12 protein-coding genes and 2 pseudogenes are annotated in these 14,676 nt (G+C 71.8%); 10 read left to right on the top strand and 4 right to left on the bottom strand.

Annotated features, from left to right (window positions below):
• Positions 1–127 precede the first annotated feature (127 nt).
• The gene (locus ABZ453_RS19260) at positions 128–1,516 is read left to right on the top strand and encodes an FAD-dependent oxidoreductase (RefSeq protein ID WP_358598652.1); all 1,389 of its coding nucleotides are present in this window, start codon (positions 128–130) and stop codon (positions 1,514–1,516) included.
• 100 nt (positions 1,517–1,616) lie between these two features.
• Here ABZ453_RS19260 and ABZ453_RS19255 read toward each other — a convergent pair whose 3' ends face one another.
• Positions 1,617–1,937 (bottom strand): hypothetical protein, encoded by a 321-nt coding sequence (locus ABZ453_RS19255; RefSeq protein ID WP_359016138.1) that lies wholly within the window; start codon positions 1,935–1,937, stop codon positions 1,617–1,619.
• A 125-nt stretch (positions 1,938–2,062) separates the two neighbouring features.
• On the opposite strand from ABZ453_RS19255, the gene ABZ453_RS19250 reads away from it, so the two are divergent.
• On the top strand, positions 2,063–2,875 hold the full coding sequence (locus ABZ453_RS19250; protein ID WP_359016137.1) for a rhomboid family intramembrane serine protease: 813 nt from the start codon (positions 2,063–2,065) through the stop codon (positions 2,873–2,875).
• Positions 2,876–2,888: 13 nt separating this feature from the next.
• Here the strand turns inward: ABZ453_RS19250 and hemE are convergent, their stop codons facing one another.
• Positions 2,889–3,947: a uroporphyrinogen decarboxylase gene (hemE, locus tag ABZ453_RS19245; RefSeq protein WP_359016136.1), complete on the bottom strand. Its 1,059-nt coding sequence runs from the start codon at positions 3,945–3,947 to the stop codon at positions 2,889–2,891.
• Positions 3,948–4,065: 118 nt separating this feature from the next.
• On the opposite strand from hemE, the gene ABZ453_RS19240 reads away from it, so the two are divergent.
• The 3 genes from ABZ453_RS19240 (at position 4,066) to ABZ453_RS19230 (ending at position 7,026) form a co-directional block, all read left to right on the top strand.
• Positions 4,066–4,734 carry a DUF3000 domain-containing protein gene (locus ABZ453_RS19240; RefSeq protein WP_359016135.1) on the top strand — a complete coding sequence of 223 codons (669 nt, stop codon included), beginning with the start codon at positions 4,066–4,068 and terminating at the stop codon, positions 4,732–4,734.
• Between the two features lie 211 nt (positions 4,735–4,945).
• Positions 4,946–5,608: a response regulator transcription factor gene (locus tag ABZ453_RS19235; protein WP_030939825.1), complete on the top strand. Its 663-nt coding sequence runs from the start codon at positions 4,946–4,948 to the stop codon at positions 5,606–5,608.
• 131 nt (positions 5,609–5,739) lie between these two features.
• The gene (locus ABZ453_RS19230; protein WP_359016134.1) at positions 5,740–7,026 is read left to right on the top strand and encodes a ribonuclease D; all 1,287 of its coding nucleotides are present in this window, start codon (positions 5,740–5,742) and stop codon (positions 7,024–7,026) included.
• A 6-nt stretch (positions 7,027–7,032) separates the two neighbouring features.
• Here ABZ453_RS19230 and ABZ453_RS19225 read toward each other — a convergent pair.
• A pseudogene (locus tag ABZ453_RS19225) lies at positions 7,033–7,866 on the bottom strand (carbohydrate ABC transporter permease).
• A 177-nt stretch (positions 7,867–8,043) separates the two neighbouring features.
• Between ABZ453_RS19225 and ABZ453_RS19220 the strand changes: the two are divergent.
• From ABZ453_RS19220 to ABZ453_RS19210, 3 genes and pseudogenes are all read left to right on the top strand, one after another.
• Positions 8,044–8,598 (top strand): annotated as a pseudogene (locus ABZ453_RS19220) (substrate-binding domain-containing protein); the annotation flags it as partial.
• Positions 8,599–8,716: 118 nt separating this feature from the next.
• Positions 8,717–9,934 (top strand): acetyl-CoA C-acyltransferase, encoded by a 1,218-nt coding sequence (locus ABZ453_RS19215; protein WP_359016133.1) that lies wholly within the window; start codon positions 8,717–8,719, stop codon positions 9,932–9,934.
• Complete coding sequence (locus tag ABZ453_RS19210; protein WP_359016132.1) at positions 9,931–12,060, top strand: 3-hydroxyacyl-CoA dehydrogenase NAD-binding domain-containing protein; 2,130 nt, start codon at positions 9,931–9,933, stop codon at positions 12,058–12,060. Before ABZ453_RS19215 ends, ABZ453_RS19210 begins: the two co-directional genes overlap by 4 nt.
• A gap of 85 nt (positions 12,061–12,145) precedes the next feature.
• On the opposite strand, the gene ABZ453_RS19205 is transcribed toward ABZ453_RS19210, so the two are convergent.
• Positions 12,146–13,165 (bottom strand): hypothetical protein, encoded by a 1,020-nt coding sequence (locus tag ABZ453_RS19205; protein ID WP_359016131.1) that lies wholly within the window; start codon positions 13,163–13,165, stop codon positions 12,146–12,148.
• 149 nt (positions 13,166–13,314) lie between these two features.
• On the opposite strand from ABZ453_RS19205, the gene ABZ453_RS19200 reads away from it, so the two are divergent.
• Complete coding sequence (locus ABZ453_RS19200) at positions 13,315–14,199, top strand: NAD(P)-dependent oxidoreductase (protein WP_359016130.1); 885 nt, start codon at positions 13,315–13,317, stop codon at positions 14,197–14,199.
• A complete protein-coding gene (locus ABZ453_RS19195) occupies positions 14,196–14,570 on the top strand; it encodes an NTP pyrophosphohydrolase (protein ID WP_208785241.1) in 375 nt (124 codons plus the stop codon). The genes ABZ453_RS19200 and ABZ453_RS19195 overlap by 4 nt, the downstream gene beginning before the upstream one ends.
• Positions 14,571–14,676: the final 106 nt, after the last annotated feature.

Here is a 14,676-nt window from a genome sequence, read left to right as displayed (position 1 = left end):
CCCGGCCACCGCACCCACGACGAGCGCCCTCGGCCCACTGCCGACGACCCGTCCGGCCCCGGAGGCCACAAGTCCGCGCGAGGAGGGCCGACAGGACTGAAATGCCCTGCGCCCGTAGCGTGTTCGCATGAGCATGAGCGCTGCGCGGGAACGACTGGTGGTGATCGGCGGTGACGCCGCGGGGATGTCCGCGGCGTCGCAGGCACGCCGGCTGAGGGGCCCGGACGAGCTGGAGATCGTGGCGTTCGAACGCGGCCACTTCACCTCCTACTCGGCGTGCGGCATCCCGTACTGGGTGGGCGGCGACGTCGCCGAGCGGGACCAGCTGATCGCCCGCACGCCGGAGGAGCACCGCGCGCGGGACATCGATCTGCGGGTCCGGACGGAGGTCACGGAGATCGACGTGGCGGGCGGCCGGGTACGCGCGCGTGACGTCGATTCCGGCGCCGAGTCCTGGACGTCGTACGACAAGCTCGTGATCGCGACCGGCGCCCGCCCGATCCGCCCGGACATGCCGGGCGCCGACGCCCCGGGCGTCCACGGGGTGCAGACCCTGGACGACGGCCAGGCCCTGCTGGACTCGCTGGCACGCACGCGTGGCCGTCGAGCGGTCGTGATCGGTGCGGGCTACATCGGCGTGGAGATGGCCGAGGCCCTCATCAACCGCGACTACGAGGTCACGGTCGTCAACCGCGGCAGCGAGCCCATGTCGACCCTCGACGCGGACATGGGCCGCCTGGTGCACGAGGCCATGGAGGGCCTCGGCATCACGATGGTGAACGACGCCGCCGTCACCAAGATCCTCACCGACGGGGACGGCCGGGTCCGCGCGGTCGCCACCGAGGACGCCGAGTACCCGGCGGACGTGGTGGTCCTGGGCATCGGCGTCCGCCCCGAGACAGCCCTCGCGGAGGCGGCCGGCCTCCCCCTCGGCGCCCACCACGGCCTGCTCACCGACCTCGCGATGCGGGTGCGCGGCCACGAGAACATCTGGGCCGGCGGCGACTGCGTCGAGGTCCTGGACCTGGTCTCCGGCCAGGAACGCCACATCGCCCTCGGCACCCACGCCAACAAGCACGGCCAGGTCATCGGGACCAACGCCGGCGGCGGCTACGCGACGTTCCCCGGAGTGGTCGGCACCGCGGTCAGCAAGGTCTGCGACCTGGAGATCGCCCGCACGGGCCTGCGCGAGAAGGACGCGCGCAGGGTGGGGCTGGAATTCGAGGCGGTCACCATCGAGTCCACGAGCCGCGCGGGTTACTACCCCGGTGCCTCCCCCATGACGGTCAAGATGCTCGCCGAACGCAGAACCGGACGGCTGCTCGGCGTGCAGATCGTGGGCCGGGAGGGCGCGGCGAAGCGGGTCGACATCGCCGCGGTGGCCCTCACGGCCGGAATGACGGTGGAACAGATGACGTCCCTGGACCTGGGCTACGCCCCACCCTTCAGCCCCGTATGGGACCCGGTACTGGTAGCTGCGCGCAAGGCTTCAAAAGCGGTCCAGCAACGCCGGTAAGGGGCGCGGGGCTGTATCGATGTGCGGCTCCGCCGCGGGGGCGCGAACAACCCCCACGGCCCGCACCCGGCAACGCACCCGCACCCCTACGGCGCCCCCCTCACGCGCTCCCGTTGATCCGCTCGATCGCCTGCCGCGCCTGCTCCGCCGGAGGCCGCGGCGGCAGTGACGACACCGAGGCCGTCGTCATCGCCACCGGTTGCTCCCCGGCGGGTTTCGCGTGCGCCGCCGCCGGTCGTGCGGAGCGCAGCCGGTGGCTCACCGCTTCGTCGAGGGTGACCGGCCGCTGCATCTGGGACGCGAGCCGCCCGGCCTCCTGGCCGAGCCTGGCCACGTCTTCCCACGGCAGCCTCACCACCAGGGATATCTCGGCCTCACCGTCGGGAAGAGCATGCATCGAGGGAGTAACTCGGTCGTTCATCGCCTGTTCCTCACGTCGTCCCCGCGGCCCGCCTTCCCCGCGCCGCGGGCGGTTGACGAGTCATACGGACACGCGCGGGCCCACGTTCACCGATTCACCCCGCTCATCGGGGGCACTAATCCCTTGTGGTCATCCCCGTTCATGACGTGAACCCGGTCCGCCGTACCCCCTGGGTGACGTACGCGCTCATCGCCGCCAACGTCTTCGTGTTCCTGTCCACCCCCGGCATCGCCGGTTCGGTGGCGGGGGGCAGCGACCTGTCGCAGACGTGCCATCTGCAGGCGTTCCTGGAGCATTACGCCGCGGTGCCACGGGAGTTGATCCACCATCAGATGCCCCAGCTGGTGCCGACGGGCGGGGTGCGCGGCGGGGGCTGTCTGCTGGCCCCGCCGGGTTACGACAAGTCGCCCCCGCTGTCGGTCCTGACGGCGATGTTCCTGCACGGCAGCTGGCTGCACCTGCTGGGCAACATGCTGTTCCTGCTGATCTTCGGCAACAACGTCGAGGACCGCATGGGCCACATCCGCTTCGCCCTGTTCTACGTCGTCTGCGGCTACGCGGCCGGTTACGGCTTCGCCCTGCTCAACGCCGATTCCGGCGACCCCCTGATCGGCGCCTCGGGAGCCATCGCGGGCGTGCTCGGCGCCTATCTGGTGCTGTATCCGAAGGCCAGGGTGTGGGTCCTCGTACCGTTCCTGATCTTCCTGCCGCTCCGGCTGCCGGCCTGGCTGGTGCTGGGCTTCTGGTTCGTGCTGCAGGCCTTCTACTCGGCCGGCGAGGGCGTCTCCGCCGCGGGCACGGTGGCGTACGCGGCGCATGTCGTGGGCTTCATCGCCGGCATGCTGCTCGCCTGGCCACTGAAGCCGGGCACTCCCCCGCCGCCGGAACCGCGCGGCCTGCTGTTCGGCAGGAGGGCGCAGCCCCGGCACACCTGGTGAGCTGCGGAGCGGATCAGCGCGCGGTCTGGGTGTGGACGTACTCCGTGAGGCGGGTCAGCGCGTCGGGGTCGATGGACGGCATGACGCCATGGCCCAGGTTGAAGACGTGGCCCTCCAGGCCGGCGGCCGCGTCGAGGACCTCGCGGGTCTTCTCCTCGACCGTCTCCGTGGGGGCGAACAGCACCGTCGGGTCGAGGTTGCCCTGCAGCGCCTTGCCGGGGCCGATGCGGCGGGCGGCCTCGTCCAGCGGGACGCGCCAGTCGACGCCGACGACGTCCGCGCCCGCCTCGCCCATGAGCCTCAGCAGCTCGCCGCTGCCGACGCCGAAGTGGATGCGCGGGACGCCGTACCCGGCGACGGCCTCGAAGACCTTCGCGGAGGCGGGCATCACCGACCGCTTGTACTCGGCGGGGGCCAGCGCGCCGACCCAGGAGTCGAAGAGCTGGACGGCCGAGGCGCCGGCCTCGATCTGCACCTTCAGGAAGGCGGCCGTGATGTCGGCGAGACGGTCGAGCAGGTCGGCCCAGAGTCCGGGGTCGCCGTACATCATCGCCTTGGCGTTCTCGTACGTGCGCGACGGACCGCCCTCGACGAGGTAGCTCGCGAGGGTGAAAGGCGCGCCGGCGAAGCCGATGAGCGGGGTGGCGCCGAGCTCGCGGGTGAGCAGGCCGATCGCCTCGGTGACGTAGGAGACGTCCTCGGGGGTCAGGTCGCGGAGCTGGGCGAGGTCCGCGCGGGTGCGGATCGGGTGGGCGACGACCGGGCCGACGCCCGGCTTGATGTCGAGGTCGACGCCGATGGCCTTGAGCGGGACGACGATGTCGCTGAAGTAGATCGCCGCGTCCACGTTGTGGCGGCGGACCGGCTGCAGGGTGATCTCGGTGACCAGCTCGGGGCGCATACAGGACTCGAGCATGGGGACGCCCTCGCGCACCTTGCGGTACTCCGGGAGCGAGCGCCCCGCCTGGCGCATGAACCACACCGGGGTGTGGGGCACGGGCTCCCGGCGGCAGGCCTTGAGAAAGGCGGAGTCGTGCGTGGGGGACGGCTGCTGGGTCTCGTTGGCGCTCACGGGGCAAGTCTGACATGACGCCGACGGGGCTCCCGCCCCGCACGGGGTTACAGCCATGTACACCCGATCCCGGGTGTCTAGGCCCGCACCACGCCCCTGTTCCCCTTAATCTTCCGCCATGGCTGCGGCTCAGGAACGACTGTCGGACGGCGCTGGCGGAATGGATGACGGCAAGGAGGGGGACGGGGACGGGAGCGGGGCTGCTCCGCCGGCTTTCCTCGCGGCGGTGCAGGCCCTGCGCGGCAGCCGGCTGCGCCCGCAGATCGAGGTGGAGCCGACCCGCGCCCCGCAGCGGCTCGCGCCCCACGCGTACGCGCTGGAGGCGGCCGTCGTCGACGGCGAGCAGGACCTGGCCGACGGGCGTCTGGTGCTGCTGCACGACCCGTCCGGGCACGACGCCTGGCGGGGCACCTTCCGGCTGGTGACGCTGGTGCGCGCGGAGCTGGAGCCGGAGATGGCCGCCGATCCGCTGCTGCCGGACGTGTGCTGGTCCTGGCTGACCGGCGCGCTGACCGCGCGCGGGCTGTCGTACGGCGAACCCAGCGGCACCGTGACGCGCGCGAGTTCGCACTACTTCGGCGGGCTGTCGGAGCGCCCCGCGGCCTCGCAGATCGAGATCCGTGCCTCCTGGACGCCCCGCGAGGGGCTGGGCGGGGTCCCGGACACGGCTGCCCATCTGGCGGCCTGGTGCGATCTGCTGGCCCAGGTCGCCGGGCTGCCGCCGGCCGGGCCGGGTGACGCGTCGGTGGTGACGTTGCCGCAGCGGCGGGGGCCGCAGTCACGCTGACACGCCTTTTTTGGGCATCACTTTGTCGATACGGCCACTTTCAATCACGAATCGACCCTCGAACGAACCATTCATTCACCGAACGATCGACCGTGTGTCCGAATTGCACAGATTGTTACTCACTAAATCGTGATCTTTCCCTAAAGGACCCCGGGTTCGCTGCCGAAGACGACTGTGACCTTGAAAGCCGTCCCGCACCCCAGGAGGCCTGGTGTCCGTTCTCCTCGAGCAGCCCGCAAGCCTGGTCGCCTACCGCCCGAACAAGCCGACCGCCATGGTGGTCGTGGCCGACCCGCGCGTCCGCTCCACCGTCACCCGCCACCTGTGGGCGCTCGGTGTGCGCGACGTCATCGAGGCCTCGTCCATCGCGGAGGCTCGTCCCCGCATCGGCAACCCCCGCGACATCTGCGTCGCCGACGTCCATCTGCCCGACGGCTCGGGCCTCACCATCCTCTCCGAGACCCGCGCCGCGGGCTGGCCCAACGGCCTGGCCCTCTCCGCCGCCGACGACATCGGCGCCGTGCGCAACGCCCTCGCGGGCGGCGTCAAGGGCTACGTCGTCACCGGTACCCGCACCAACGTCGGGCTCCCCACCCGGCCCGGTGCCGCCCCCATCGGATCCGCCGCCGCCCGTATGCACCGCCGCCCCCCGGGTGCCCCGAGCCACCCGGGCGGCTACCGCGAGCTCTCCGGCCGTGAGGTCGAGGTGCTGAGACTGGTCGCGGAGGGCCAGTCGAACAAGGCGATCGGCGTCTCCATGGGCCTGTCCGCGCTCACCGTCAAGAGCCACCTCGCCCGTATCGCCCGCAAACTCGGCACCGGTGACCGCGCCGGGATGGTGGCCGTTGCCCTGCGCACCGGCATCATCCACTGAGTCGGGCGGGCCTCGGTGTCCATATCCGTGAACCAGGGCTTTCGTCGAACTGACTGGTTTGCGACCCTCAGGCGCCTGCCGACGGAACGTTCCATCGGCAGGCGCCGTCCATCCACAGATACCCTTGACATGTGACCGACGCCCAAGAAACCGCAGCAGACACATCACTGCGAACCACCGGAGGCGCCCCTCCGGACGACGGCGGATCTTCTGACACCGGGGCGCCGATCCCTCTGCTGGAACCGCGCGAGGGCATTCCGCCCGTGATCGCCGACGCCGAGTCGCTGGCGCGGACGATCGCCGCGTTCGCCGCCGGTTCCGGCCCGGTCGCCGTCGACGCCGAACGCGCGTCCGGCTACCGCTACGGCCAGAAGGCCTATCTGGTGCAGCTGCGCCGCGCGGGCGCGGGCACCGCGCTGATCGATCCCGTTGCCTGTCCGGATCTGTCCGGGCTCGGTGAGGCGCTGTCCGGCGTCGAGTGGGTCCTGCACGCGGCCACCCAGGACCTGCCCTGTCTGCGCGAGATAGGCATGGTGCCGACGCGGCTGTTCGACACCGAGCTGGCGGGGCGGCTCGCCGGGTTCCCGCGGGTCGGCCTGGGCGCGATGGTCGAGGGCGTCCTCGGCTTCGTACTGGAGAAGGGGCACTCCGCGGTCGACTGGTCCACCCGGCCGCTGCCCGAGCCGTGGCTGAGGTACGCGGCGCTGGACGTCGAGCTTCTGGTCGATCTGCGCGACGCGCTGGAGAAGGAGCTGGACCGGCAGGGCAAGCTGGAGTGGGCGCGGCAGGAGTTCGACGCGATCGCCGCCGCGCCGCCGGCCGAGCCGCGCAAGGACCCCTGGCGCCGGACGTCCGGGATGCACAAGGTCCGCCGGCGCCGCCAGCTGGCCGTGGTACGGGAGCTGTGGCAGACACGGGACCGGATCGCGCAGCGGCGGGACGTGTCGCCGGGCAAGGTGCTCAGCGACGCGGCCATCGTGGAGGCGGCGCTCGCCCTGCCGGCGAACGTGCAGGCGCTGGCCGTGTTGAACGGCTTCGGGCACCGGACGGGGCGGCGCCAGCTGGAGCAGTGGCAGGCCGCAGTCGACCGGGCGAAGGCCCTCACCGAGGCCCAGCTGCCGGCCCCCGGGCAGCCCGTGACCGGGCCGCCGCCCCCGCGGGCCTGGGCCGACAAGGACCCCGCGGCCGCGGCACGGCTGTCCGCCGCGCGGGCCGCGGTCTCGGCGCTGGCCGAGACCCTGACCATGCCGCAGGAGAACCTGATCACGCCGGACACCGTGCGGCGGGTCTGCTGGGAGCCGCCGGCGGTCGTGGACGCCGAGTCGGTGGCGGGCGCGCTGGCCGGGTACGGGGCGCGGCCCTGGCAGGTCGAGCAGGTGACGCCGGTCCTGGTGGCGGCGCTGTCCGCCGGGACCTGAGGTCGCTCATCGGCTCGCGCCCCGGGTGAAGCCGTTGTAGATGTACCGCTGCAGGCACAGGAAGACGACCAGGGTCGGCAGGACGACCAGGATCGCTCCCGCCGAGATCGTCTCCCAGTGGGCTCCGAGGGGGCCCTTGAAGCGGAACAGGGACGTCGAGATCACGCCAAGATCCTGCGAGGGCATGTAGAGGAAGAGGAAGGGCATGTAGAAGTCGTTTAACACGGCTGTCCCCTTCACGATCACCACGGTGGCGATCGCCGGCTTGAGCAGCGGGAAGACGATCCGGCGGTAGACGGTGAAGGCGTTCGCCCCGTCCAGGCGGGCCGCCTCGTCCAGGCTGACCGGGATCGAGCGGACGAACTGCACGAAGATGTAGAACGAGCGATGTCGGTGCCCATGTAGAGGGCGATCGGGGCCCAGCGGGTGTTGAACATCCCGAAGCTGTTGACGATCTGGAAGGCCGCCACCCGCGTGGTCACCCCGGGGACCAGGGCCGCGACCAGGAACGGTGCCACCACCAGCTTCTTGAAGCGGAAGGTGAAGCGGTCGACGGCGTGGGCGGTCATCGAGCCGACGAGGTCGGTCCCGCCGACCGAGACCACCAGGATGAAGGCCGTGTTGCCGAAGGCAGAGAGCACACGGCCGTCCTGGAACGCGGTGAGGTAGTTGTGGAAGTTGAGCGGGTCGTGGGGCAGGCTGAGCGCCCCGGTGCGTTCGAGGTCTCCCGCTCCGTCTTCAGGGACGTCAGGAAGACGACGACCAGGGGCAGCGGCACCACGACGCTCGCCCAGATCAGGGACACGTGGACCAGGTCCGGGCCACGGTTCGGCGGGTCAGGGGGTCAGGCCCCGCCGCACACGGGCGGCCCGTGGGGCGGGCGCCGGGGTGGCGGTGGGCGGGGGCCCCGCGGTGGCCGGTGCGGCCGTGCCGTGAGTGGTGTCCGTCATCACGACCCCACGGTCTTCTGCGCCGCGGCCCACTTCCTGCCGAGGCCGGCGAGGAAGTCGTCCAGGCACCGGCTCACTGACGTCCGTGTGGACCGATGACGCGACCGCCGTGACCGAGGCCGCGCGGTATCCGGCGGCGCTCGGGCACCGCCGGATCGCGCGGGTGGGGGGCGCTGCGGCGCTGGGGCACACCGCCATGCGTACGGCCGCGTTCGACGAGGCGGCGCGGGTGCTGGAGCTGGCCGGGGCCTGGCAGGTGACCACCGACTACTCCGGTGAGGCGGGGGCGCGGGCCACCCGGTCCCTGCTCACGGCCGCGCCGCCGGACCGGCCCACGGCGATCCTGTACGACAACGACATCATGGCGGTGGCGGGGCTCTCGGTGGCGGCCGAGATGGGGCTGCGGGTGCCGGACGGCGTGTCGCTGCCGGCGTGGGACGACTCGCAGCTGTGCCGGCTCGCCCATCCGACCCTGTCCGCCATGAGCCATGATGTGCACGGATTCGGCGCGGACGCGGCACGGACCCTGTTCGGGGTGATCACCGGCGAGGGCCCCGGGTCGTACCCCGTACCCACTCCGGTCCTCACTCCGAGAGGCTCCACGGCGCCTGCCCGGGTGTGACCTTCGCCGCTCCCGCCTGCAGGACTGTGCAGCTACGTTACTCATAAGTAGCATGGAACTGAGCGCGCGCTCAGCGCGGCCGCAGCAGTGCAGATCCCGCATCTGGAGGAGAGCCATCGTGCCTCGTACCGTCAGGGACGTCGTCTTCGTCGACGGCGTCCGTACCCCGTTCGGCAAGGCGGGCCCGAAGGGCATCTACCACGAGACCCGCGCCGACGACCTCGTCGTGAAGGCGATCCGGGAGCTGCTGCGGCGCAACCCCGGTCTCGACCCGAAGAAGATCGACGAGGTCGCCATCGCGGCGACCACGCAGATCGGTGACCAGGGCCTCACCCTCGGCCGCACGGCCGGCATCCTCGCCGGGCTGCCGCAGTCGGTCCCGGGTTACTCGATCGACCGTATGTGCGCCGGTGCGCTGACCGCCGTCACCACCACCGCCGGCTCCATCGCCTTCGGCGCCTACGACGCCGTCATCGCCGGTGGTGTCGAGCACATGGGCCGCCACCCGATGGGCGAGGGCGTCGACCCCAACCCGCGCTTCGTCAGCGAGAAGCTGGTCGACGAGTCGGCGCTGTTCATGGGCATGACCGCCGAGAACCTGCACGACCGCTACCCGCACATCACCAAGCTGCGCGCCGACGAGTACGCCGTGCGCTCCCAGGAGAAGGCCGCCAAGGCCTACGCCAACGGCAAGATCCAGGCCGACCTGGTCCCGATCTCCGTGCGCCGCACCAACCCCGAGGCCGGCGAGACCGGCTGGGGTCTGGTCACGGCCGACGAGCCGATGCGCCCGGGCACCACCCTGGAGAACCTGCAGGGCCTCAAGACGCCGTTCCGCGTCCACGGCCGGGTCACCGCGGGCAACGCGGCCGGTCTGAACGACGGCGCCACCGCCTCGATCATCGCCTCCGAGGACTTCGCCCGCGAGAACGACCTCCCGGTCAAGATGCGCCTGGTCTCCTACGCCTTCGCGGGTGTCGAGCCCGAGGTCATGGGCTACGGCCCGATCCCGGCGACCGAGAAGGCCCTCGCCAAGGCCGGTCTGTCGATCGAGGACATCAACCTCTTCGAGATCAACGAGGCCTTCGCCGTCCAGGTCCTGGCCTTCCTCGACCACTACGGCATCGCCGACGACGACGAGCGCGTCAACCAGTACGGCGGCGCCATCGCCTACGGGCACCCGCTGGCCTCCTCCGGCGTCCGACTGATGACGCAGCTGGCCCGCCAGTTCGAGGAGCAGCCGCAGGTCCGCTACGGCCTCACCACCATGTGCGTCGGCTTCGGCATGGGCGCCACGGTCATCTGGGAGAACCCGCACTTCGAGGGGGACAAGTGAGCACCACCGCTGAGCTTTTGAAGGGTGCGGCCGAGCTGTTCCCCGACGAGGTCGTCACGTCCGCGCACGTACGCCACCTCGACCTGCCGTTCGGCGCGGGGCGCTTCGCGCTCATCACGCTGGACAACGGCTTCGACCACACCAAGCCGACCACCTTCGGCCCGGCCTCGCTGGCGAACCTCAACACCGCCATCGACCAGGTCGAGAAGGAGGCCACGGCCGGCGAGATCGTCGGTGTCGGCATCACCGGCAAGCCGTTCATCTTCGCCGTCGGCGCCGACCTCAAGGGCGTCGAACTGCTGAAGGAGCACCAGGACGCGCTGGCCATCGGCAAGGGCGGCCACGAGGTCTTCAAGCGCCTCGGCGGCCTCGCGGTGCCGACCTTCGCCTACTACAACGGTGCCGCGATGGGCGGCGGCGTCGAGGTCGGCCTGCACTGCCAGTACCGCACGGTGTCCGCGGCCCTGCCCGCGTTCTCCCTGCCCGAGGTCTTCCTCGGCCTGGTCCCCGGCTGGGGCGGCTGCACCCTGCTGCCGAACCTGATCGGCGCCGACAAGGCCGTCTCGGTGATCATCGAGAACAGCCTCAACCAGAACAAGCAGCTCAAGGGCGCGCAGGTCTACGAGCTGGGGATCGCCGACGCCATCTTCGAGGGCGCCGACTTCCTGGAGCAGTCGCTGCTGTGGACGGCGGCCGTCCTCAAGGGCGAGATCGTCGTCGAGCGCCCGGTGATCGACCGCGGTGAGGCCTGGGACCAGGCCGTCGCCAAGGGCCGCTTCATCGCGGACTCCAAGGTGCACGGCGCCGCCCCGGCCGCCTACCGCGCCCTCGACATCATCGCCGGCGCCAAGAACGGCGACCTGCAGCAGGGCTACGACGCCGAGGACAAGGCCCTCGCCGACCTCATCATGGGCGGTGAACTGCGCGCGGGCATCTACGCGTTCAACCTGGTGCAGAAGCGCGGCAAGCGTCCCGCGGGCGCCCCGGACAAGTCGCTCGCCCGTCCGGTCACCAAGGTCGGTGTCGTCGGCGCCGGTCTGATGGCCTCCCAGCTCGCCCTGCTCTTCCTGCGCCGCCTGGAGGTGCCGGTCGTCCTGACCGACATCGACCAGGAGCGCGTCGACAAGGGCGTGGGCTACGTCCACGCCGAGATCGACAAGCTGCTCGGCAAGGGCCGTATCAACCAGGACAAGGCCAACCGCCTCAAGGCCCTGGTCACCGGTGTGCTGGACAAGGCCGAGGGCTTCGCGGACGCGGACTTCATCATCGAAGCCGTGTTCGAGGAGATCGGCGTCAAGCAGCAGGTGTTCGCGGAGGTCGAGGCGGTCGCTCCGGCGCACGCGATCCTCGCCACCAACACCTCCTCGCTGTCGGTGACGGAGATGGCGTCGAAGCTGAAGAACCCCGAGCGGGTCGTCGGCTTCCACTTCTTCAACCCGGTGGCGATCCTGCCGCTCCTGGAGATCGTCCGCGGCGAGCAGACCGACGACGCGTCGCTGGCGACCGCGTTCGCCGTGGCCAAGAAGCTGAAGAAGACCGCGGTTCTGGTCAAGGACGCCCCGGCGTTCGTCGTGAACCGCATCCTCACCCGCTTCATGGGCGAGATCCAGAACGTCATCGACGAGGGCACGCCGGTCGAGGTGGCGGAGAAGGCGGTGGAGCCCCTGGGCCTGCCGATGTCTCCTCTCGTCCTCCTGGAGCTGGTCGGTCCCGCGATCGGTCTGCACGTCTCGGAGACCCTCAACCGGGCCTTCCCGGACCGCTTCACCGTCTCCCCCAACCTCAAGTCGGTCGTCGAGGCGGGCAAGCGCGGCTTCTACGTCTACGACAGCGGGAAGCCGGAGCTGGACCCGGAGGTCGCGGCGCTGCTGAAGCAGGGCGACAGCGTCCTGACGGAGGAGCAGGTCCGCGAGCGCGTCCTGGACGCGGTGGCGCAGGAGATCGGGCTCATGCTCGACGAGGGCGTCGTGGCGGAGGCCCAGGACATCGACCTGTGCCTGATCACGGGCGCCGGCTGGCCCTTCCACCTGGGCGGCATCACGCCGTACCTGGACCGCGAGGGTGTCTCCGAGCGCGTGAACGGCAAGAAGTTCCTGGCTCCGGGTGTGGCGTCGGTTCCGGCGTGACACCTGACAGCGTGTGAAGAGGGCCTCCGCCGCCGGGCGGAGGCCCTCTGTCGTTCCGTGCCGGGGTTCGTTGCGAAGAGGGCGGTCACACCTCGCGCCAGGCCTCCAGGGCCAGGCCCGGTTCGGACTTGCGGCGGGTGAGGAGGAGTCGGCCGGTCGACGGGGACAGCGTCGCCGCCACCACGCGGTCGTCCTCGTCCACCGACAGGGAGACCGTGGCGTCCGAGGGCAGCGCCGGTCCGGAGTCGGTCCACCAGGCGCCCGCCGACTCCTGCTCGGTCGGGTACGCGGCGAAGGCGATCCGGCCGGCCGCCGAGCGCTGGGCGAGCAAGGTGCAGTCGTGGCCGTCGAGTTCGCAGCGGACGGCGGAGACCGGACCCGGCCCGGCGGAGGGCAGCAGGGTGACGGGCTTGGCGCCCGGGCGCCAGGCGCACAGGTCGCCCGAGTCGTCGGTGTAGAAGAGCGTCGCGCTGTCGGGGGACGTGGCGAGGGCGCGCAGGGTGTCCGGGCGGACCGGCGCCTCCATCGCCTCCTCCAGCGTGAGCGCGGCACCCGGTTCCTCCTGCCGCCAGTGCAGGATGCCGCCGGGCACGGCCGCGTACAGCTCCACGCGTCCCGACTCCCCCGTCACCGCCGCCAACTCCCCTTGGACGTCACGTCCCTTGAGGTCCGCCCAGGGCTCCCAGCCGCCCTTCTCCTTCTGCGCGGCCAGGCTCACCCCGCCGGCCTTGTTGCGGACGAAGACATGGGCGCGGCCCTGCGCGTCGACCGCGACGGCGGGCGGGCCGGTGAGGGCGCCCTTCTTGTCCGGGTGCCCGATGGACGCCCAGTCCAGGGCCGCGAGCCGGGGCCGGAAGTGGGTGGAGTGCACCAGGCCCGCCTCACCGGCCGTCGTCGGGCGCCAGCACACCAGATGGGCGTAGAGGTCGCCGCCCTGTCCGACGGCGCACGAGGACGGGTGCAGCTTCTGCTCGCCGCCGACCCTGCGCGGGTCCGTCCAGGGGCCGCCGGGGGCGCGTTCCGCCCGGCACAGCACGGCATCGTCCGTCGGGAGGTACACACTGAGCCGGCCGTCACGGCCGCGCAGAAGCCAGTCGCCGTTCACCAGTTCACTTTAAGCGGCCGCCCTGGCGCCGCGCGGTCCGGCCCCACCGGGGCGCGTGCCCGACGAGCACGAGGGGGTACTGAACCGGCAGGCTGTTCCCGAGCAGCACCGCACACACTCGGCAACGAAGTGAGAAGGAAGCCGATCTCATGACCGACAAGCTCACCGTGAGCGTCCTCGGTACGGGCATCATGGGCGCCGCCATGGCCCGCAACCTCGCCCGCGCCGGACACACCGTCCGCGCCTGGAACCGCACCCGCGCCAAGGCCGAGCCGCTCGCCGCGGACGGGGCGCACATCGCCGACACGCCCGAGGAGGCGGTACGGGGCGCCGACGTGGTCCTGACCATGCTGTACGACGGTCCGACGACCCTGGACGTCATGCGCGAGGCCGCCTCCGGGCTGCGGTCCGGCGCCGCGTGGGTGCAGTCGACCACCGCCGGGATCGACGCGGTCGCCGACCTGGCCGCGTTCGCCGCCGAGCAAGGGCTCGTCTTCTACGACGCCCCGGTGCTCGGTACGCGCCAGCCCGCGGAGGCGGGGCAGCTGACCGTGCTGGCCGCCGGCCCCGACGAGGGGCGAGGGGTGGTGGAGCCGGTGTTCGACGCGGTGGGCGCACGGACGGTGTGGACCGGGGACGACGGCGGGGCGGGCAGCGCGACGCGGCTGAAGCTCGTGGCCAACAGCTGGGTCCTCGCGACCACGGCGGCGGCCGGGGAGGTGCTGGCCCTGTCGAAGGCGCTGGACGTCGACCCGGCCGGCTTCTTCGACCTCATCGCCGGCGGGCCGCTCGACATGGGCTACCTCAGGGCCAAGGCCGGGATGATCCTCGAAGGGCGGCTCTCCCCCGCCCAGTTCGCGGTGACCACGGCCGGCAAGGACGCCCGCCTCATCGTCGAGGCCGGCCGCGCCAACGGCGTACGCCTGGACGTGGCCACGGCCACCGCCGAACGCATGGAACGGGCGGCGGGCCAGGGCCACGGCGACGAGGACATGGCCGCGGCGTACTACGCGAGCTTCGAGGAGAAGCCATGAGCGAGAGCGACCCGCTGCTGGTGATCGTCGACGGCGCCAATGTCGTCGGGTCGGTGCCCGACGGGTGGTGGCGGGACCGACGGGGGGCCGCGGAGCGGCTGCGGGACCGGCTCGCGGCGGACGGTGTGCCGGGGCACGCCGGGCCCGTGGAGATCGTGCTCGTGGTCGAGGGCGCGGCGCGCGGTGTGACGCCGGTGCCGGGCGTGCGGATCGAGTCGGCGCCGGGCAGCGGGGACGACCACATGGTCGCGCTGGTGGCGGCCGCGGGCGACCGCCCGGTCCTGGTGGTGACCGCGGACCGGGAGCTGCGGCGCCGGGTGACGGAGCTGGGCGCGGAGGTGACGGGCCCGCGGACGGTAAGACCCACCTGACGCCCACCCACCGCCCCAGCCGGCGACCACCACGGGCAACCCCCATGCACAGGCCCGGGCTGACGACCGTCGCCCTCCGTCCATCCCCCACCCACCGCCGGACTCG

Origin of the sequence: Streptomyces sp. NPDC005799, assembly GCF_040630525.1 — a bacterium.
In the GTDB taxonomy this organism is placed as follows: Bacteria; Actinomycetota; Actinomycetes; order Streptomycetales; family Streptomycetaceae; genus Streptomyces; species Streptomyces griseorubiginosus_B.
This window is presented reverse-complemented; position numbering and strand designations above follow the sequence as displayed.

What these genes read in the sequence shown, in the direction of transcription:
- ABZ453_RS19260 (WP_358598652.1), top strand. Translation starts at nt 128, where the DNA reads ATGAGCATGAGCGCTGCGCGGGAACGACTGGTGGTGATCGGCGGTGAC.
- ABZ453_RS19195 (WP_208785241.1), top strand. Translation starts at nt 14,196, where the DNA reads ATGAGCGAGAGCGACCCGCTGCTGGTGATCGTCGACGGCGCCAATGTC.
- ABZ453_RS19200 (WP_359016130.1), top strand. Translation starts at nt 13,315, where the DNA reads ATGACCGACAAGCTCACCGTGAGCGTCCTCGGTACGGGCATCATGGGC.
- ABZ453_RS19255 (WP_359016138.1), bottom strand. Translation starts at nt 1,937, where the DNA reads ATGAACGACCGAGTTACTCCCTCGATGCATGCTCTTCCCGACGGTGAG.
- ABZ453_RS19240 (WP_359016135.1), top strand. Translation starts at nt 4,066, where the DNA reads ATGGCTGCGGCTCAGGAACGACTGTCGGACGGCGCTGGCGGAATGGAT.